The sequence below is a fragment of the Candidatus Allofontibacter sp. genome (genome assembly GCF_040404065.1).
Lineage (GTDB): Bacteria > Pseudomonadota > Alphaproteobacteria > Pelagibacterales > Pelagibacteraceae > Fontibacterium.
In genome coordinates this window covers 694,869-715,105 of record NZ_JBBAJM010000001.1, presented here as the reverse complement: position 1 = coordinate 715,105, position 20,237 = coordinate 694,869, and the positions used below count along the sequence as shown (strand labels likewise).

Below are 20,237 nucleotides of genomic sequence, written 5' to 3'. Positions count from 1 at the left end.
TTAAATATTAAAAACTGATTAAACTTACTTTTGAATAAAAAATCAAGAGATAAAAAAATAATAATATAAAAAAAAACATGGCATGCTCCTTGGTCTGGTTAAAAGACGACTTTAGAATATCAAATAATCAAGCAATTTCAGCCTTAATTGATGATGAAAATACCAAAAAAAATGTCGTATATATTTATGACAAAGAAGAATACCTTCTATGTGAAGCTCAAAGATGGTGGCTTGCTAGATCTTTAGAAATCTTTGAAAAAAAATTAGAAAATTTAAATATTTCGCTTGACGTAATTCAGGGTAATAAAGAAAAAACTATAAAAAATTTAATTAAAAATACTACGATTAGTAATTTTTATTGGAACAAATCTTGTCATATTTACGAGAATGTTAGTGAAGAAAATATAAAAATTATACTAAATGAAAACAACATTTCTTATAAAGAATTTCATTCTAATTTGCTTAATCCTGTTGATCAGATAAAGAAAGACGATGGAACAGCATTTAAAGTTTTCACGCACTATTGGAAAAAAGCTGAAAAGAATTATCTTAATAATCAACTACAATACAACACTAGTAACAAATTTTTAAAAAAAAATAATTTAACTCCAAAAATAAATAATAAATTTGAATTTATATACCCAAAAAAAGATTGGTATAAAAAATTTGAAAGATACTGGGAACCAAGCGAAGAAAATGCTGAAAAAGTATTGGATAATTTTATAAAAAATTCTATCGAAAATTACGCACACAATAGAGACATTCCTTCTCTTAGTGGAACATCAAAATTATCACCATATTTAAAATTTGGCCAAATATCTATTCATAAAATAATGCATAAATGTTTAGAGATTAGAAATAAAAAAATAGGATTTAGAAAATATATAAATGAACTAGGATGGAGAGAATTTTGTCATTCTTTACTTCATAATTTTCCAGAAATGGAAAAAAATAATCTCAGAAAAGATTTTGATAAATTTAAATGGAATAAAAATGATATTTTATTTAAAAAATGGAAAAAGGGTTTCACAGGTTATCCAATTGTAGATGCGGGCATGAGAGAACTTTATGAAACTGGATGGATGCATAATAGAGTAAGAATGATTGTTGCATCTTTTTTAGTAAAACATTTGAGAATTCATTGGAGTGAAGGTGAAAAATATTTCAAAAAAACACTATTAGATTTTAATTTAGCAAATAACGTTGCCGGCTGGCAGTGGGTAGCTGGAACGGGAGCTGATGCCGCTCCTTATTTTAGAATTTTTAATCCTATCCTGCAGGGAGAAAAATTTGACTCTAAAGGTCTATATATAAAAAAATGGTGTCCTGAATTAATAAATGTACCAGATGAATTTTTGCACAAACCTTGGGAAATGACGGAGGAATTGCAAAACAAAATTAAAATTAAAATAGGAAAAACATATCCTTTACCAATAGTTAAACATGAGGAAGCTAGGAAGGAAGCCTTAGAAGCTTTTCAACAATTGAGAAAATGAAAAAAAAAATTGCAATAATAGGAAGTGGAATTTCTGGGATGACTGCCGGTTTTGAGTTATGTAAAAAATATGAAGTTCATATTTATGAAAAAAATTTTTATCTTGGTGGTCACACTCATACCCACAAAATAAACGAGGATGGCAAAAGATATTTTATTGATAGTGGATTTATAGTTTTCAACAACAAAACATATCCAAATTTCATTAATTTGTTAAATAAATTAAAAGTAAAATCAGAAAATACCAATATGAGTTTTTCGGTAAATTATCCTATTGAAAATTTTGAATGGTCTGGAAAAGATCTAAAAAGTGTTATATTCAAGAACAAAAACTTTTTCACAATAAAATTTTTAAAAATTTTAACTGGTATTATAAAATTTAATTTTTTAGTAAAAATTAATAGAGATTCATTTTTAAAGTTAGAAATTGATAAGTTTCTTAAAAAATATAATTTTACTGAGGAGTTTAAAAAATACTATTTATATCCTATGTGTGCTTCTATATGGTCAAATCCAATAAATAAAATTAAAAATTATAAAACTGACTTTTTAATTAATTTTTTTATCAATCATGGTCTGGTAAATATTTTTTTCCGACCACAGTGGAAAGTGGTTAAATCCGGTAGCAATAAATATATTCAAAAGATTAAAAATTTAACAAATATCAAGTTTTTTGTAAATTCCACTGTTAATTCAATAAAAACTATTGCTGACAAAATCAGCATTAAAACTAATAATAAAGTTATAAAATATGACTACTTAATTTTTGCCAATCATTCTGATGAAATAATTAAAATTCTTCCTAGTCATTTTAAAAAACAAAAAAAAATATTATCATTAGTTAAATATCAGTATAATGATGCATGTTTGCATACTGACAATTCATTAATGCCTAAAAATAAATTTAACTGGTCAAGTTGGAATTTTATAAAAACAAACAATAAAGATGAAGCAAAATTAACTTATTGGATGAATTATTTGCAGAATTTAAAATGTAAAAAGGATTATTTTGTATCAATTAATTCAAATGATTTAATAAATAAGAATAATGTAATAAAAAAAATGAAATACAGTCATCCTGTTTTTAAACATACCAAAGAGTATACATCTAAAAAATTAGAGGAAATTCAAGGCATTAAAAATATTTATTATTGCGGAGCTTGGTGCGGTTATGGATTTCACGAAGATGGCGTTGTTTCTGCAAAGAATGTAATTAAGTACTTGTTGTAATGAATAGCACACTACAACCTGGAAGAGTTTTTCATCAGCGATTTTTCCCATATAATCATAAGTTTACATACAAGACTTTATCTCTTCTTATTGATTTAGATGAATTAGAAAATATTAATAAATTATTATTTTTTTCTGTAAATAAATTTAATCTATTTAGTTTTAACTTTAAAGATCACGGAAATAGAAAAGAGGAAATTAATCCGAAACATTTTATAAAAAATAATATTATAAAAAAATTTAATGATAAAAATAATTACAAAATATATATTTATTGCACACCTTCTTTCCTGGGTTACGTTTTTAATCCAATTTCTATATATTTATGCAAAAATATTAAAAATGAAATTAAGTATATTTGTTATGAGGTAAAGAATACTCATCATGAACAACATTGTTATTTTTTAAAAATTAAAAAAAAGAAAAGAAAAATCTTTTCAAATCTTAATAAAAAATTCTATGTATCTCCATTTTTAGAAATGAAATTAAAATATAAATTTTATTTATTAAATAATAATAGAAGCTTTCTATTAAATATTGATGTCTATAAAAAGAATCAAATTATGCTTAAAACTGGCATTTCATCTAAAGATGTTAAGCTAAATAATATTTCTTTAATTCTTAATCTAATTAAGAATTTATTTTTTGCTCAAAAAATTATGATACTTATACACTATCAAGCAATTAAAATTTTTCAAAAACAAAAATCTTTTTTCTCAAAACCAATGAAAAAAAATGATACGGTTTCATTTCATGCTTAATTTATTTAAAAAGTATTTAGATTTTAAACTCCAAGGTATACAATGGGGTGAAATTAAAGTTAGTTTTAAAGATACTTATCAAAAAAACTTTAAAGCTAAAGATGGAAATTTAAGTTCAGACATATCTATTCAAGACAGTTCTTTCTTTAAAGATATATTATTTAAAGGGGAACTTGGCTTCGCTGATTCTTATATTAATAACAAATGGAAAACTTCTAATTTAACAAATCTACTTAAGATACTATTAAAAAATCAACAAATAAAAAAAAAAAATTGGGCTAATAACTATTTTTCATCATTTATCGAAAAAATAAAGTTTATATTTAAATCTAATTCTATACGCCAAGCTAAAAAAAATATTCATTATCATTACGATCTGGGGAATAAATTTTATTCCTATTGGTTAGATACATCTATGACCTACTCTTCTGGAATTTTTATCAATAAAAATGATGATTTGTTAAGTGCTCAAAACAATAAATATGACAGTATTATAAAAAACTTGAATATTCAATCATCGGATAGAATATTGGAAGTAGGTTCTGGTTGGGGTGGGTTTTTAAAAAGAAATTATGAAAAAACTAATTCAAAAACGGAAGGATTAACAATTAGTGAGCAACAGTTTTCTTACGTAAAAGATTTAATTAAAAATAATAACCTAGAAGATAATATTAAAATTATATTTAAAGATTATAGAAAATTAGATTCTAATAACTTATATGACAAAATAGTTTCTATAGAAATGTTTGAAGCTGTAGGAAAGGAATATTGGGACATTTATTTTAAAAATTTAAATAATATACTTAAACAAGGCGGCCAAGCATGTTTTCAAATAATAACGATTAATGATGAAGAATATTCAAATTATATTAATCAGGTAGACTTTATACAAAAATATATTTTTCCCGGTGGAATTTTACCTTCAAAAAAAATTTTATATAAATTATTTAAGGACAATAACTTTGAGTTATACAAAGAAATATCTTTTGGAAAAGACTATGGGAAAACTCTAAGAATTTGGAAAGAACAGTTTAATTTATCTTGGTACAATATTGCAAAACTAGGTTTTGATGAAAAATTTAAAAATTTATGGAACTACTACTTAAGTTATTGCGAAACAGGCTTTGATACTGAGCACACAGATGTTAGTCAATTTTTCGTCAAAAAAATCAAAAATTAATTAATACTTTTTAATTGATAATTCCATTCACCTTTAATAACAAAGTCCATCGAAACCCATTGAGATGAGTTTTCAATAAAACCAATTTTCACATCAATCCCTTCGCCTTTTACATTAAAAATTTGAACCATTTGTTTTTTATTATTAATAATTCTTTCCTCTTTTTTTAAAAAAATAACCTTTGTATTAACTTGTCTACAGCTTTGTGCGGCTATAAAATTATTATTAATTAAAACTTCGTGATTCCACCAGGTTCCTAATGCAAATTCATTTTTTGATGAATGTTTAAAAAATTTTCTCTCTGTAACTCCATCAAAATTATATTCACCGTTATTTAAAAATGTAATATTGCAATAATCGTTGTCATTGCCGTCTTTAGTTGTTGATTTAAAATCTATTAATTTATTATTTTTGTAAATTTCTTTACCTAAGGAATGATATTTATGAACTGAAACTCCAAGAAGTTTAATATCAAAAAAAACATCTGTATAAACTTCTTTAAATCCATCTTTTTTATTTAAAAAACTAACTGTATGATAACCAACTTTTTCACCGTTTCTATAAATATCAAATTCAATTTTTTTTAAATCTTTATTATGTTCAATATGAGCATTAAGACTGGATGTTAAAAATAAAATAAATATTATTGATATAAAAAAACGAAACATAAAATTAATTAAGAATTTGATTTAGATTTTTTTTGTAAAATTTTAATAATTAATTATACCTAATTAAAAAATTGTTTAAAGACGGTACAATTATTTAACAATCAGAGGTTGTGAAAAAAATTTGTTACTATTTCTTTTCTATTTTTTCTATCTTTTTTTAATTTATATTCAAATTTCATCGCATCAATTTTTGAAACCAATTTTTTTTTAAAAATTAAAACCCATTTTCTTCCTCTGGTAAACCTAGCTCCTTTGCCAGAATTATGAAGTTTGAGTCTTTTCTTTAAATTATTTGTCCAACCAACATAAGTAATAATTTTTTTATTATTTATTGTTGCAATAATGTAGACAAAGAAATTCTCTAACACTTAAATAAAAAATTTTTTATCAATTTTAAATTTAGTATTATTAATTAGCGCTTTTATAAATGAAATCATTAAAGGAAGTTCCTTAACAGAAAAGTCTTTAATAATTTTTTTCCCAATTTCAAAGATAAGATCAGCACCCTCAACTGTATCATTTGGCATTTTATTATTTTTTGCTTGCTTATAGGTCATTCCCATTCCTATAAACTTTCCCATTTTTGAATTCCTTCCGCCTGTACAGCTTACATATAAATCTCCAATTCCAGCAAGATCTTTGACAGTGGATTCTTTTCCGCCTATTTTTTTTATAAAATAACTCATTTCTAAGATTGACTGATTAAATAGCGCTGCTGCTGTATTTAAATTTTTATTATCTTTCTCATTAGTTAAATTTATTCCCATAGATGCCCCTACAACCATAGCATAAATATTTTTTATCCCGCCGCAAGCACCTACCCCAACTACATCATCTGAGCATTTAATATGATAATAAGAAGTTGATAAAATTTTAGATAGATATTTAACAACAGAGATATCTTTGTTTGCAAAAACAACATTTGTAAGAACTTTTTTGGATAAGTCAGCTGCCAAACATGGTCCAGCTGCAATTGAAATCTTTGAATTTTTAATTCCTTTTTCTAATAAAGTATTTTCAATAGTTTTTGAATATGTTTCATATTTATTTTTTTTATTAACATTCAAACCTTTTGTTAAAACAAGAATTTGTTGATTATTTTTTATTTTTGTTAATTGCTTAGCTGCCCAATTAATACCTTTTGAACTTACTCCAATTACTATTAATTCACAGTTATTTAACACTAAGTTAAAATCTTTAAATTTATAAAGTCTAACATTATTCGGAATTTTAGATTTTAATATTGGATGAATATTTTTATTAGACTTAATACTATCTATAAAATCATCTTCTAAATGAGTGCCTACAATTGAAACTTTATGACTATTATCAATGCATGGAAAAGAAAAGGCAGCGCTCATTGAGCCTGCACCTAAAATTAAAATTTTAGCCATAATTTACAAAATTGGCGCGCCCTAAAGGATTCGAACCTCTGACCCTCGGTTTAGAAAACCGATGCTCTATCCAGCTGAGCTAAGGGCGCAACTAAATTTTAAATACTTTTAACAATTATTAATTTTTAATCAATTTGTTATTGATTTAAGCTTTCATTAAAGCAATGGAAGTATCTAGCATTCGGTTTGAAAAACCCCACTCATTGTCATACCAAGCTAAGACTTTAACTAATTTACCGTCATTCGAAACTCTTGTTTGGGTTGAGTCAAAAATACAAGAGTGAGAATTATGATTAAAATCTATCGAGACTAATTCTTCGATATTATATTGAATAATATTTATATAACTACTTTTGGCTGCATGTTTAATTAAGTCATTAACATTTTTTACTGATGTTTTTTTTTTCGATATAAAAGTTAAATCAACTAAAGAAACATTATTAGTAGGTACTCTTACTGACAAACCGTCTAATTTACCTTCGAGTTCTGGAATAACCATACCTATAGATGTTGCAGCACCGGTTTTAGTTGGTATCATAGATAAAGCTGCAGCTCGTGCCCTACGTAAATCATTATGGTAAGAATCATTTAAAACTTGATCATTAGTATAAGCATGAATTGTATTCATGATACCGGACACTACTCCTAATTTATCATTTAATATTTTTGCAATTGGAGCTAAGCAATTAGTAGTGCAAGAAGCATTTGAAACAATTGTATGATTTTTTTTTAATATTTTATGGTTAACACCATAAACAATAGTTGCATCTGCCTCTTTTCCTGTTCCAGGTGAATATCCGGGTCCAGAAATAAGGACTTTTTTGGCTCCAGCTTTAATGTGCAATTGAGCTTTGTCTCTTGAGGTAAAACGACCTGTGCATTCTAAAACTAAATCAACCCCAAGTCTTTTCCAAGAAGGTAAATTTTCTGGATCTTTGTTATTTAAAAATTCAATTTTGTCTTTATTAATATAAATATAATTATCTTTAAAAGAAATATTCTCATTGAATTTTCCATGTGTAGAGTCGTATTTTATTAAATGAGAGTTATCTTTTGCATTTCCTGATCCATTTATAGCTACAATTTCTAAATTATGTTTTTTTTTATTTTCATAATGAGCTCTTAGTATAGTTCTTCCAATTCTGCCAAATCCATTAATTGCAACTTTAATTTTCATCATTAATTAATACCTAAAGATTTTAGTTTTTTATGTAAAGCACTTCTTTCCATCCCAATATAATCAGCTGTTTTAGAAATATTACCATTATGCCTGTTAAGCTGAATCTGGAGATAACTTTTTTCAAATTTTTCTCTAGCTTCCTTTAAAGGAAATTGAAATGTATCTTCATGTTTATTTTGTTTTACAGATGAGATTTTCAAAGATTCTGATAAAATTTTATCGACATCCTCATTTTTTCCGGAAGCTAAAATAACTACTCTTTCAATTAAATTTCTTAATTCACGAACATTACCTGGCCAATCATAGTCATAAAAAACTGTGTTTTTTGAATTTACAATAATTGGTTTAAGACCATTAGTTTCCGAAATTTTTTTAACAAAATATTCAATTAAAGAAGGAATGTCTTCTTTTATATCCTTTAAAGATGGCATTTCTATTGGAATCACATTAATTCTGTGAAAAAGATCTTCTCTAAAATTTCCATTTAAAACTTCTTCATTTAAATTTTTGCTTGTAGAGCAAATAAATCTAACATTTACATTAATTTCGGTCACTCCATTTACTCTACGAAATTTTTGATCAGACAAAACTCTTAAAATTTTACCTTGCGTTTCAAGAGGAACATCTGAAACATTGTCAATTAATAACGTCCCATTATTAGATTTCTCAAAAATTCCAGAAAGAATTTTGTCATTATTTTCCGAACCAAATAATTCTATCTCGAAATGAGCCGGATCAAGTATTGCCCCATTAACAATTTTAAATGGGTTTTTAGTTCTCGATGAACCTTCGTGTATAAGTCTGCTTACCAACTCTTTTCCAGAACCTGCTGGTCCATAAATTAAAATTCGACTATCTGTTTTTGAAAATCTTTTTATAGCAGATTTTAATTTTATTATTTTTGATGAATTTCCTATTAATTGATTTGAAAAATAAAAATTTTTTTTTAATGATTTATTTTCTTTTTTAAGAGATGATGTTTCAATTGCTCGATTAATAAAATTTAACAATCTGTCTTTATTAAAAGGTTTTTCTAAAAACTCAAAGGCTCCTAGTTTTATTGAATCGACAGCAATTTTAATATTAGCGTGGCCTGAAATCATAATAACAGGAATGTCTGAATCAACAGATTTTATAAATTTTAAGATATCTATTCCATCTCTATTTTTTTCATCAAGTAAAACGTCCAAAATTATTAAGTCAGGTAATTTTTTATTTATCTCAAATAAAGCTTTTTCAACAGTGTCGGCCTCTCTAACTAAAAAATTATTTTCTTTTAAGATTTCACTAACAGCAAATCTTATATCTTTTTCATCATCTATTAATAAAATCTCACTTTTCATTATTTAGTTCTAATACTTAGTTTAAGTTTGGCTCCATTATCTATTTGTAAGAAAATTATATCACCACCATGTTCATGTAAAATTTTAGAGACAATTGACAATCCAAGACCAGATCCATGTTGCTTAGTGGTAGCTAGTGGAGTTGCGACATCTGTTAGATCGGTTTTAAAGCCTACCCCGTTGTCTTCTATGATAACATAAATAAAATCATTAATATTCTCGACTTGAATTTTTATTTCTCCTTTCAAATTTCTTTCTATTTCTTGTTTTTCATGAATTGCTTCTAATGAATTTTTAATAACGTTAACCAAAACCCTTGAAATTTGGTCCAAATCAAATTTAAATAATTCGAGGCTGCTTTTGTAGTCTAAATTAATAACTACATTTTTTTCTGATAATTTATACAAGCTAACCGTGTCTATTATTAAATTTTTGAAATTATTATTCTTTTTAATAGGTTCTGGCATTCTTGCAAAATCTGAGAATTCATTTGCTAAATTACCAATATCCTTAACTTGTCTAGAGATAATATTTAAATAATTTTCAAAATCAGCTTTGTCTAAATTAATTTGATTAGAATATTTTTCTCGGATTCTATCAAGTGAAAGCATAATAGGTGTTAATGGGTTTTTAATTTCATGTGCAAGTTTTTTTGCTACCATTTCCCATGCTTGATATCTTTCAGTTAATGCAATCTTTTTATTTTGCGCCTGTATTTCATCAGTCATAACATTAAAAGTTTGATATAATTTTTTAAAATCATCATCTTCTTTCTCGTCTTTCAATTTTACATTTAAGTTACCACTAGCAACTTCTTTAGCTGCAAAGATTAACTTAAGAATGGGCTTTGAAATTTTATTAGCTATATTTATTGCGTACACACTGGATAACAATATTAAAGATGTTACTATTGTAACATAAACTACTGCAAAAGTAATTTGAAGTCCAAAACTGTTAGATTTTAATTTATAGTAGAATGTCGAGGCATCTCCGGTTTTCTTTAAAAAATTTACAGTCTCAGGATCAACATATCTAATAGTATATAAAAAGATATTTTGATTGCTGATTATTTTTGTTAAAGCATTGGTTTGATTTCTGTTTGCGTCGGAAATTAATACCGTTTGCCCATTTTGAGCCATTTCAATAAAAGTTTTTAATGGAGTTACAAAATTATTCTTGTTAGTAAAAGAAGTTAATAAAAGAATCTTACCCTCATTATCAATTAAATAAGATTCATCAATTTTTCTTATTCTTGACTGCTGATCAAAATAATTTTGAAAAACCGTTTTATTTTCTGAATATAAATTGAAATTACGATTAAGATCACTAGACATTGCTAATATCTCATTTCTTATTGAATTCTGATTTTCTTCAAGGTAATTTTTTGCAACTTCAACTGAATTATTTACAACATCATTAACTTTATTATCAAACCATTTTTCAATTCCTAAATTAAAAAGTATTAAAGAAAAAATAGCTACAAAAATTGAAGGTGCGGCTGTTACAAAAATAAAATATTTAATAAAATTAAGATTTGTACTTAATCCAGCTACTTGTTTTGATTTATAAAAAAGTATTACAAGTTTTCTTATAATTAAAAAAAAGAATAAACAGATAATTATTAAGTTTATTACTAAAAGAAATTGAATATTTTTTTCATTTAACTCAACAAAACCTGTTCCTGAAAAAGTATAAAGAGTAAAAATCCCAAAAATTATTGAAAGAAAAGTACTAAAGTATAAAAGTAAACTTGAATTTAATATTTTTTTAAACATATTTTATGAATTATCACGCTATAATTTTAGCTGCTGGAAAAGGTCATAGATATTCAAAAACTATACCAAAACAATATACAGTATTTGATAATGAATTAATAATAAATTACTCGCTTAAAATATTCTGCAAAATAAATTCGATAAAAAAGATAATTTTAGTAATTAATAAGCCAGATTTTAATAAATTTAAAAGTAAAATTTATAAAAACAAAAAAATTATAATAATAAATGGAGGAAAAGAAAGGAAAGATTCAGTATTTCTAGCTCTTAATAAATTAAAAAAATATAAACCTAAAAAAATTTTAATACATGATGCAGCAAGACCATTTTTGAATAAAAACTTAATAGATAGAATTGATAAACATTCAAAAAATAATGATGCTGTTATCCCTTGCATAAAAAATAGAGATACAACGGTATATAAAAATAAAATACTAGATAGAGAAAAAATATTATCTATTCAAACTCCACAATGTTTTACATACAATAAAATATTTTTTTTACATAAAAAATACAAAAAAATAAAATTTAATGACGAATCCTCTTTATTTTTTTTTGAAAAATTAAAAGTAAAAAAAATAACAGGTGATTACAGCAATATTAAAATAACCAACAAATCTGATATAAGTGCTGATAAAAATAATAAAAAAATTTCTTATGGGATTGGCTATGATATTCATAGATTGGAGAAAAATTATAAGTTATACTTAGGTGGAGTTAAAATTCCTTACTCGATGGGACTTGTTGGCCATTCAGATGGAGATCCTGTAATACATGCTTTGATAGATTCTATTTTAGGATCAAAAAAATTAGGTGATATTGGAACTTTGTTTCCTAATAATAAAAAATATAAAAACATAAGATCCACATTGTTCTTAAAAGAAGTAATTAAACTAATTAAAATAAATAATATTACAATTAACAACATTGATATTAATATTATTGCTCAAAAACCGAGTATCAAAAAGTACAAAAAAATAATATCCGATAATATTGCTAGGATTTGTAATATTAATCAAAAAAAAATAAGTGTTAAAGGCAAAACAACTGATAGGCTTGGAAATATTGGAAAAAATAAATCAATAGCATGTGAGGTAATAACATCTGTCTCAAATAATTGAATTTAATAAAAAAATTTTTACTCTTTTTGGAATTGGAAACTTACCTCTTTCAGGAACCGCTGGATCTCTAGCAACACTAATAATTTACTATTTATTTAATAGCTGTCTTAATGTGATTCTCTTTTTATGTTTTGTTATTGTCGTTTTTTTTTACTCACTTTATTTTTTAGAAAAAACTTTAAAAAAATCATTCACGTCATCAGACCCAAAAGAAATTGTAATAGATGAATTTATAGGACAATCAATTCCGTTGATTATCTGCGAAAATAATATCTTTTTAATAATGCTATCTTTTTTATTATTTCGTTTATTTGATATTACTAAACCATGGCCGGCTAGTTATTTTGATCTTAAAATAAAAAACTCTATTGGGGTTATTATGGATGATGTTATTGCTGGAATATACGCACTTTTAATAGTTTATTTATGCACATAAATAATGAACTTAAACAATTAGCCAGAAATCTTAAAAATAAAAGAATTAAAATTTCTGTTGCTGAATCTTGCACAGGTGGGCTAATAAGCTTCAATTTGATCAAAACTCCAGGGGCATCAAAATATTTTAATATGGGTATTGTCTCGTATTCTAATTATTCCAAAAAAAAAATTCTTAAAGTTAGAGAAAAAACTTTAAAGAATAATGGCGCTGTAAGCTCAGAAACTTGCAAAGAAATGTGCGAAAATTTATTAAGAATTAGCAAATCTAATATTGCCATTTCAACTACTGGGATTGCAGGACCTGATGGAGGCAGCAAAAAAAAACCTATTGGGCTTGTTTATATAGGAATTGCAAATAAAAAAGTAACAGAAATTTTCAAATTTAATTTTAATAATAAAATCTCAAGAGAAATTATTCAAAAAAAAATATTAATTGAAACAATTAAAATAATTAAAAAAAAAATTAATCTTTTATAGTGCGCTTTGCTCTTTGTTGAAAAGAATCTAAAATTTTATCAAAACCATAATTAAAGAACTTATAAAATAAAATATTAACGAATGAATTTTTTAACTCGATATCTATGTAAAAATCTACACTACAGGATTTTTTATCAATTTTTTTAAATTCCCAAATATTTAATAATTTTTTTATATTGCCTTTCAAGCAAGTAACTTCAATCTTAGATTTATCATGATTATAAATAACGTTGCTTGTATAAATTTCTTTAAAAGATTTAAAGCCAATTTCTAAATCTGCTGTAATATTTAAATCTTCTTTATCTTTATTAATAGTTAAAATTTTAGAGTTGATGCACCAGGGTAAAAATTCTTTATAATCGTCTATTCTTAAAACAAGTTCAATAAGATCTTTTTTTGAATAATTGAACTGTTGTGTAATTTTTTTAACTGGCAATTTATATCAATCTATTAATTCTTTTTTTCTTTAAAACATTAAAATCTTCTGCTGCGTGATAAGAAGATCTTGTTAATGGACTTGATGATACTAATAAAAATCCTTTTCCTTCAGCAATTAATTTGTAATTTTCAAATTCTTCTGGTGTGATAAAATTACTTATTGGGTAATGTTTTGTGCTAGGTTGTAAATATTGTCCGATAGTTAAAAAATCAACCCCAGCAACTCTTAGATCATCCATAACTTGCATAATTTCTTCTTTTGTTTCTCCCAATCCAACCATTAATCCTGATTTAGTAAAAATTTCAGAATTATAGTCTTTAACTTTTTTTAACAAATCCAAAGATTGGAAATAACGTGATCCTGGTCTTACTTTTAAATAAAGACGAGGAATTGTCTCTAAATTATGATTAAATACATCGGGTTGAGCATCTACAACGATTTTGTAAACATCACCTTTTCTTAAAAAATCAGGTGTTAAAACCTCAACAGTAGTTTTGCTATTATAATTTTTAATTTCAGAAATCACATTTGCAAAATGCTTTGCCCCACCGTCTTCTAAATCATCTCTATCAACAGAAGTAATTACTACATGCTGTAAATTTAAATCATTAACACTTAGTGCAATTTTTTTAGGCTCGGAAAGATCTAGGCTTTGTGGAATACCAGTTTTAACATTGCAAAAAGAACATGCTCTAGTGCATGTGTCACCCATAATCATAAATGTTGCATGTTTTTTACTCCAACATTCATTAATATTTGGACAAGAAGCTTCCTCACAAACTGTAAAAAGATTGTTTTTTTTTAAAATATTTTTAGTTTCAAGGTAATTATTAGAATAACTGGCTTTAACTCTAATCCAAGATGGTTTTTTTTGGATTGGACTTTCAATCTTATTTACTTTTTCTGGATGTCTAATTGTCATTTTTGATTGATAATATAAATTTTTTCACCTTTTTTACCTAGAATAAAATAATCTCTATATATTTCATCTAAATAATCTTTATTTATATTAACGGATAGAAAATCATTCTTTCTTGATAAAAAATGAATTTCTTTTGTAATTTCTAAATTCTTTTCTTGAAATTCTTTTAATATTGTTCTTTTTTTAAAATATTCAATAAGACCCCTGTCACCTCCAAAAAAATTGTATAAAACATACAGAATTATTAAAATTAGTAAAAAAAAAATTTTTTTTTCAGAAATAGAACCTAATAGATTATTCATTGTAATTTTGACATTTGGGCAGTTTTTCCCAACTCTTCTTCTATTCTTAACAGTCTGTTATATTTTGCAACTCTTTCAGATCTAGCCAAAGATCCTGTTTTAATTTGAGAAGATTTAGTCGCAACAGCTAAGTCAGCAATAAATGTATCTTCACTATCGCCGGAACGATGAGAAATAATTGTGTTAAAATTATTTTTTTTTGCAAAATTAATAACATCTAAAGTTTCTGTAACAGTGCCAATTTGATTTGGTTTAATTAATATTGCATTAGCGGCTAATTCTGAAACTCCCTTTTTTAAACGTATTAAATTTGTAACAAAAAGATCATCACCAACAATTTGAATTTTTTTTCCTAGCCTTCTAGTTAATTCTTTCCAAACATTCCAATCATCCTCAAAAACAGGGTCTTCGATAGAAACAATTGGAAATTTATTACACAATTTTTGATAATAATTAATTAACTCATCAGATGTTATAGGCTTCTTATCTTCTTTAATTTTATATTTTCCAGAAGAGTAAAGTTCATTAGCGGCAACATCTAAGCAAATATTAATATCTTTGCCTATTTTTAAGCCGGCTTTTTTAACTGCTTTAATAATATACTCTATTGCTTTTTCATCGCTATCAAATGAAGGTGCGAACCCGCCTTCGTCACCAAGATTTGTATTATAATTTTTTAATTTTAATTCTTCTTTCAAATTTTGAATAACTAAAAAAGACATTTTTAAACATTCTTTAAATGATTTTGCACCGTCTGGTCTAATCATAAATTCTTGTATTTGAAGGGAGTTACTTGCATGAGCTCCGCCATTAATTATGTTAAGCATTGGAAAAGGTAATATGTTTATTTTGCCTGCCCCTAAGTATTTATATAATGGTATTTTTTTTGATATAGCTGCAGCTTTTGCAGCTGCAATAGAAACTGCAAGTATAGCATTGGCCCCTAATTTTTTTTTATTTTCAGTTCCGTCTAATTCAATCAAAATTTGATCTATTTTTTTTTGATTAAAAACTGAAGTGTTTTTAATTACTTTGTTAATTTTTAAATTTATATTTTTTACAGCTTGCAAAACACCTTTTTTTAAATATTCAGTACTTTTGTCTCTAAGTTCATGGGCTTCATAAGATCCTGTTGAGGCTCCTGACGGTACAATTGATTGTCCTACAGAACCATCTGATAATACAATTTCAGCTTCAACTGTTGGAAATCCTCTGCTATCAAAAACCTGTCTCGCTTTAGTTGATTTAATGACCGACATTATACTAATTTGATTTAATTATTTTATCGATAGCTATTAAATTTTTAAGTAACTTTTCTAAACTATTTAAAGGGATCATATTTGCTCCATCAGAGGGCGCTTTATCAGGGTTGTCATGAGTTTCTAAAAAAATTGTAGAAATACCAACTGCAACAGCGGCTCTTGATAGTGAGCTTACAAACTGTCTTTCGCCCCCACTGCTATCTCCTTTTCCTCCTGGTTGCTGAACTGAATGAGTAGCATCATAAACGACAGGATAGCCAAGTTCAGACAAAATAGTCAATGAACGCATATCTGATATTAACGTATTGTAACCAAAGCTAACTCCTCTTTCTGTAATAAGTATTTTGTCATTACCACTTTCTTCAATTTTCTTAATGACATTTTTCATGTCCCAAGGAGCTAGAAATTGACCTTTTTTAATATTAATAACTTTGTTTGTTTTTGCAGCAGCAACTAATAAATCTGTTTGTCTGCATAAGAAGGCTGGGATTTGTATCACATCAACTACTTTAGAAACTATTTTACATTGCTCTTCATTGTGAACGTCAGTCAAAATGGGAAGATCTAAATCTTTGGCAATGTATTCAAATATGGATAAAGATTTATCTAATCCAATTCCTCTTGCGGATTTTAAACTTGTTCTATTGGCTTTATCAAAAGAACTTTTGAAGATAAATCCAATATTCAACTTATCTGCGATTTCTTGAATTTTTGCAGCAATCATATGGCAATGATCCTTGCTTTCGATTTGACATGGTCCTGCAATTAAAGTTAGGGGAAGTTTATTTCCTATATTTATTTTTTTTACTTTAATAATTTTATTTTTCATTAATTTAAATTTTTATTTTTAATAGCGGCTTGAATAAAAGAAACGAATATTTTATGAGGTTCAAAAGGTCTAGATTTTAACTCTGGGTGAAATTGAACTCCTAAAAACCAAGGATGATCTTTTAATTCTATAGCTTCGGGTAATTTTCCATCTGGAGAATTGGCTGAAAATACAACCCCTTTTTTTTCTAACATTGCTTTATATGAAGTGTTTACTTCATATCTGTGTCTATGTCTTTCGTGAATTAAGGTCTTGTTTCCATAAATTTTATAAAGCAATGAATTTTTTTTAATTTTAGCTGGGTAGGAACCTAATCTCATAGACCCTCCTATTTTATATTTTTCACCTTTTAAAATTTTATTCCCTTTAGTCCATTCATCTATCAGGCAAACAACTGGATTTTTAGTATTCGACAACTCTGTTGAATTTGAATTCTTTAATCCTAATAGGCTTCTTGCAGCTTCAATAATTGATATTTGCATTCCAAAACAAATTCCTAAAAAAGGAATTTTTTTAGTTCTTGCAAAATAAATAGATAAAATTTTTCCTTCAACTCCACGTCTACCAAACCCGCCTGGTATTAAAATTCCATTAGAATCTTTTAGCTTATATTCTAAATCTTTTAAATTTTTTATATCTGAAGATTCAATCCAATTTAGATCTAAATTAACATTACTGTAAACAGAAGCATGTATCAAAGCCTCATTTAAAGATTTATAGGCATCTTTTAAATGAGTATATTTGCCCACAATAGAAATTTTAACATTTTCTTTTTTTGTAGTAAGTTTTTTGTTAAATTTTTTCCAATTTTCTAAATTTGCTATTTTTTTACTAACTATTCCAAAGTGATCTAATATTTTTTTATCTAGGCCTTCTTCTTGATATTTAATAGGAACTTCATAAATTGATTTAACGTCTATGGATTGAAATACATTTGATTTATCCACGTTGCAAAATAAAGCAATTTTAGCCTTTTCATCGTCAGGAATTAAACTTTCAGAACGACATAATATCATATCGGGTTGAATACCTATACTTCTTAATTCTTTTACAGAATGTTGAGTTGGTTTTGTTTTTAATTCTGCAGCACTTTTAATATATGGAACTAATGTTAAATGAATGAATAAACAGTTTTTACTTCTTGATTCATTTGAGTATTGTCTAATTGCTTCTAAAAAAGGCAAACTCTCAATATCGCCTACTGTTCCTCCTATTTCACAGATTACAAAATCTTCATTTGTTAAATTGCTAGTAATAAATTTTTTTATCTCATCTGTAACATGAGGAATAATCTGAACTGTTGCCCCTTTATAACCACCATTTCTTTCTTTGGTTATTATATTTTGATAAATTTTACCTGTAGTAATATTGTCAGATTTTTTTGAGTTTATTCCTGTAAATCTTTCATAATGTCCTAAATCCAAATCTGTTTCGGCACCATCTTCTGTTACATAGACTTCTCCATGCTCATAAGGGTTCATAGTTCCTGGATCAATATTTAAATATGGATCAAGTTTTCTAATTCTTATTTTATATCCTCGGGATTGTAATAACGTTGCTATTGAAGCTGAAGCGATACCTTTGCCAAGAGATGATACCACGCCGCCAGTTACAAAAATAAAACGGACCATGGAAGTAAACTATAGATTATTTAATAATAATCACAAAGAAAATAGTAAAACTAAATTATTTTGAATTTGGAATTTTGGGTTGGGAACTACTATTTTTATCTAATTTTTCAATTTTATCAATAATAGATTTATTAGAAGTATCTTTTTTATTAACTAACGTTAATGAAATGCTGGTTAAAATAAATAAAGTAGCGACTACTGCCGTGAATTTAGTTAAAAAATTTCCAGCAGTTCTAGATGACATCAAGTCATTGCTACTACCACCAATTCCAAGAGCCCCTCCATCAGATTTTTGGAGCAACACAGAAGAGATTAAAAGTACAGCAAGAATTATATGAATGATTAATAAAATTGTTTCCATTGTTTAAATAAAATAATTTTTTATAATTTTTATAAAGCTTTTACTTTTTAAAGAAGCTCCTCCAATTAGAAAACCTGATATTAAACTAATATTACCTAAACTTGCAACATTATCTGATGTAACTGACCCTCCGTAAAGCATTATTGGTGTTTTAATTTTATATTTATCTTTCAAAAAAATATTAAGTTTTGCATAAATCAAGCGTAAATAATCGTTAGTTGGTAAAATTCCAGTTCCAATAGACCAAATTGGTTCATATGCAATAATTACATTGTTAATATTCTTTTTTTCTAAAGATTGAGAAATTTGTTTTTTTAAAACTTTTAAGGACAATCTTTTTTTCTTTTGAGAAAGATTTTCTCCTATACAAAAAATAACTTTGAGTTTGCTTTTTATAGCAGAATTAATCTTTTGTTTAATTGTTATAAAATCTTCATCTAATAATCTTTTTTCTGAATGACCAATAATCACATAGTTTGCTCCAGAATCTTTTAACATTTTTCCGCTTAGTTGCCCCGTATAAGGACCATAATTTAAATTAAACTTACTAATGTCTTGAGCTCCAAAATCTATTAATTTATTTTTAATATTTTTTCTAAAATAATTTAATAAATTTAATGGAGGGCAAAATATAATTTTATTGAAACTGGAATTGGCCTTTTTTTTTAAAAAACTAACAACTCTTTCTATATCTTTAATGGAGTTGTAATTTCCATTCATTTTCCAATTGGCAATGAAATATATAGTTTTATTCATAAATCAGTTATATCTAAACTAAAACAAAACATTTTTAAAATATTAAATGCTATCTTCTTTAAGAAAATTTTCTGAAACTCTAATAGCTAAAATTTTTATATCATTAATTGCTTTAAGTTTCGTATTTTGGGGAATAAACGGTTTTTTTAAATCCAATTATAGTAATTCAATAGCTGAAATTAACGGTGAAGAAATCTCTTTTAATAATTTTTTATTAGAATTTGATAATGTGATGAGAATTAATAATGTTACAAGTAAAAAATCTGCTATCGAAAAAAATATTCATATAGTTGCGATTTCTAATATTATATCTGAAAAACTTTTAAAAATTCATTCAAAAAAATCTGGTGTTATTATCAATGATGAAACAATAATTATAGAAATAAAAAATGCTCCGGAATTTAGGGAAAATCAAAATTTTTCAAGAACTAAATATGAAAAATTTTTACTTGAAAGAAATATTAATTCTAAAACTATTGAAGACCAAATTACAAAAAATCTAAAAAGAAAAATAATTATAGATTCTGTTTCTGGGTATATTCCTACTACTAAAAAGATTTCAGAAAATTTATTAAAAAATAAGATTAATTCTCTTTATGAAGACTCATTAAGTAAAATTTACAAAATTATAATTTACGAAAAAAGATTAAATGATTATCTAAAAAATGTATAA

The 20,237-nt window shown here is 25.7% G+C and carries 22 protein-coding genes and 1 tRNA gene; 8 read left to right on the top strand and 15 right to left on the bottom strand.

What is annotated here, in order from left to right; genetic code table 11:
- Positions 1–77 precede the first annotated feature (77 nt).
- From AC8IG9_RS03760 to AC8IG9_RS03745, 4 genes are read left to right on the top strand one after another with little or no spacing between them, the layout of a single operon-like run.
- On the top strand, positions 78–1,496 hold the full coding sequence (locus AC8IG9_RS03760; protein ID WP_507425483.1) for a cryptochrome/photolyase family protein: 1,419 nt from the start codon (positions 78–80) through the stop codon (positions 1,494–1,496).
- The gene (locus tag AC8IG9_RS03755; RefSeq protein ID WP_507425482.1) at positions 1,493–2,725 is read left to right on the top strand and encodes an NAD(P)/FAD-dependent oxidoreductase; all 1,233 of its coding nucleotides are present in this window, start codon (positions 1,493–1,495) and stop codon (positions 2,723–2,725) included. The genes AC8IG9_RS03760 and AC8IG9_RS03755 overlap by 4 nt, the downstream gene beginning before the upstream one ends.
- Positions 2,725–3,486: a DUF1365 domain-containing protein gene (locus AC8IG9_RS03750; protein WP_507425481.1), complete on the top strand. Its 762-nt coding sequence runs from the start codon at positions 2,725–2,727 to the stop codon at positions 3,484–3,486. The genes AC8IG9_RS03755 and AC8IG9_RS03750 overlap by 1 nt, the downstream gene beginning before the upstream one ends.
- Complete coding sequence (locus tag AC8IG9_RS03745; RefSeq protein WP_507425480.1) at positions 3,479–4,666, top strand: class I SAM-dependent methyltransferase; 1,188 nt, start codon at positions 3,479–3,481, stop codon at positions 4,664–4,666. Before AC8IG9_RS03750 ends, AC8IG9_RS03745 begins: the two co-directional genes overlap by 8 nt.
- On the opposite strand, the gene AC8IG9_RS03740 is transcribed toward AC8IG9_RS03745, so the two are convergent.
- The 7 genes from AC8IG9_RS03740 to AC8IG9_RS03710 form a co-directional block, all read right to left on the bottom strand.
- Entirely contained in the window at positions 4,663–5,334 is a 672-nt protein-coding gene (locus AC8IG9_RS03740) for a DUF6134 family protein (protein ID WP_507425479.1), read from the bottom strand. The genes AC8IG9_RS03745 and AC8IG9_RS03740 overlap by 4 nt on opposite strands.
- Positions 5,335–5,435: 101 nt before the next feature.
- Entirely contained in the window at positions 5,436–5,702 is a 267-nt protein-coding gene (locus AC8IG9_RS03735) for a GIY-YIG nuclease family protein (RefSeq protein WP_507425478.1), read from the bottom strand.
- Complete coding sequence (locus AC8IG9_RS03730; protein WP_507425477.1) at positions 5,703–6,728, bottom strand: glycerol-3-phosphate dehydrogenase; 1,026 nt, start codon at positions 6,726–6,728, stop codon at positions 5,703–5,705.
- Positions 6,729–6,740: 12 nt separating this feature from the next.
- Positions 6,741–6,817 (bottom strand) — tRNA-Arg (locus tag AC8IG9_RS03725).
- Positions 6,818–6,873: 56 nt separating this feature from the next.
- Positions 6,874–7,905, bottom strand: a complete 1,032-nt coding sequence (gene gap, locus AC8IG9_RS03720) for a type I glyceraldehyde-3-phosphate dehydrogenase (protein ID WP_507425903.1) — start codon at positions 7,903–7,905, stop codon at positions 6,874–6,876.
- A gap of 2 nt (positions 7,906–7,907) precedes the next feature.
- The gene (locus tag AC8IG9_RS03715; protein WP_507425476.1) at positions 7,908–9,251 is read right to left on the bottom strand and encodes a sigma-54-dependent transcriptional regulator; all 1,344 of its coding nucleotides are present in this window, start codon (positions 9,249–9,251) and stop codon (positions 7,908–7,910) included.
- The gene (locus AC8IG9_RS03710) at positions 9,251–11,026 is read right to left on the bottom strand and encodes a sensor histidine kinase NtrY-like (protein ID WP_507425475.1); all 1,776 of its coding nucleotides are present in this window, start codon (positions 11,024–11,026) and stop codon (positions 9,251–9,253) included. The genes AC8IG9_RS03715 and AC8IG9_RS03710 overlap by 1 nt, the downstream gene beginning before the upstream one ends.
- A 5-nt stretch (positions 11,027–11,031) precedes the next feature.
- Between AC8IG9_RS03710 and ispF the strand changes: the two genes are divergently transcribed.
- From ispF to AC8IG9_RS03695, 3 genes are read left to right on the top strand one after another with little or no spacing between them, the layout of a single operon-like run.
- A complete protein-coding gene (ispF, locus tag AC8IG9_RS03705; RefSeq protein ID WP_507425474.1) occupies positions 11,032–12,147 on the top strand; it encodes a 2-C-methyl-D-erythritol 2,4-cyclodiphosphate synthase in 1,116 nt (371 codons plus the stop codon).
- A gap of 13 nt (positions 12,148–12,160) precedes the next feature.
- Positions 12,161–12,583, top strand: coding sequence for a phosphatidylglycerophosphatase A family protein (locus tag AC8IG9_RS03700; RefSeq protein WP_507425902.1), 423 nt, complete (start codon positions 12,161–12,163; stop codon positions 12,581–12,583).
- A complete protein-coding gene (locus tag AC8IG9_RS03695) occupies positions 12,574–13,062 on the top strand; it encodes a CinA family protein (protein WP_507425473.1) in 489 nt (162 codons plus the stop codon). Before AC8IG9_RS03700 ends, AC8IG9_RS03695 begins: the two co-directional genes overlap by 10 nt.
- Here AC8IG9_RS03695 and AC8IG9_RS03690 read toward each other — a convergent pair.
- From AC8IG9_RS03690 to AC8IG9_RS03655, 8 genes are read right to left on the bottom strand one after another with little or no spacing between them, the layout of a single operon-like run.
- Positions 13,049–13,498 (bottom strand): type II toxin-antitoxin system RatA family toxin, encoded by a 450-nt coding sequence (locus AC8IG9_RS03690; RefSeq protein ID WP_507425472.1) that lies wholly within the window; start codon positions 13,496–13,498, stop codon positions 13,049–13,051. The genes AC8IG9_RS03695 and AC8IG9_RS03690 overlap by 14 nt on opposite strands.
- Position 13,499: 1 nt before the next feature.
- Positions 13,500–14,423: a lipoyl synthase gene (gene lipA / locus AC8IG9_RS03685; protein WP_507425471.1), complete on the bottom strand. Its 924-nt coding sequence runs from the start codon at positions 14,421–14,423 to the stop codon at positions 13,500–13,502.
- Complete coding sequence (locus tag AC8IG9_RS03680; RefSeq protein ID WP_507425470.1) at positions 14,420–14,725, bottom strand: FtsB family cell division protein; 306 nt, start codon at positions 14,723–14,725, stop codon at positions 14,420–14,422. The genes lipA and AC8IG9_RS03680 overlap by 4 nt, the downstream gene beginning before the upstream one ends.
- A complete protein-coding gene (gene eno / locus AC8IG9_RS03675) occupies positions 14,722–15,984 on the bottom strand; it encodes a phosphopyruvate hydratase (protein WP_507425469.1) in 1,263 nt (420 codons plus the stop codon). Before eno ends, AC8IG9_RS03680 begins: the two co-directional genes overlap by 4 nt.
- A 4-nt stretch (positions 15,985–15,988) precedes the next feature.
- Positions 15,989–16,816, bottom strand: coding sequence for a 3-deoxy-8-phosphooctulonate synthase (kdsA, locus tag AC8IG9_RS03670; RefSeq protein ID WP_507425468.1), 828 nt, complete (start codon positions 16,814–16,816; stop codon positions 15,989–15,991).
- Positions 16,816–18,447, bottom strand: coding sequence for a CTP synthase (pyrG, locus tag AC8IG9_RS03665; RefSeq protein ID WP_507425467.1), 1,632 nt, complete (start codon positions 18,445–18,447; stop codon positions 16,816–16,818). The genes kdsA and pyrG overlap by 1 nt, the downstream gene beginning before the upstream one ends.
- A 55-nt stretch (positions 18,448–18,502) precedes the next feature.
- A complete protein-coding gene (gene secG, locus AC8IG9_RS03660; RefSeq protein WP_507425466.1) occupies positions 18,503–18,808 on the bottom strand; it encodes a preprotein translocase subunit SecG in 306 nt (101 codons plus the stop codon).
- Positions 18,809–18,811: 3 nt separating this feature from the next.
- On the bottom strand, positions 18,812–19,564 hold the full coding sequence (locus tag AC8IG9_RS03655) for a triose-phosphate isomerase (protein ID WP_507425465.1): 753 nt from the start codon (positions 19,562–19,564) through the stop codon (positions 18,812–18,814).
- Between the two features lie 46 nt (positions 19,565–19,610).
- Between AC8IG9_RS03655 and AC8IG9_RS03650 the strand changes: the two genes are divergently transcribed.
- Complete coding sequence (locus AC8IG9_RS03650) at positions 19,611–20,237, top strand: SurA N-terminal domain-containing protein (protein WP_507425464.1); 627 nt, start codon at positions 19,611–19,613, stop codon at positions 20,235–20,237.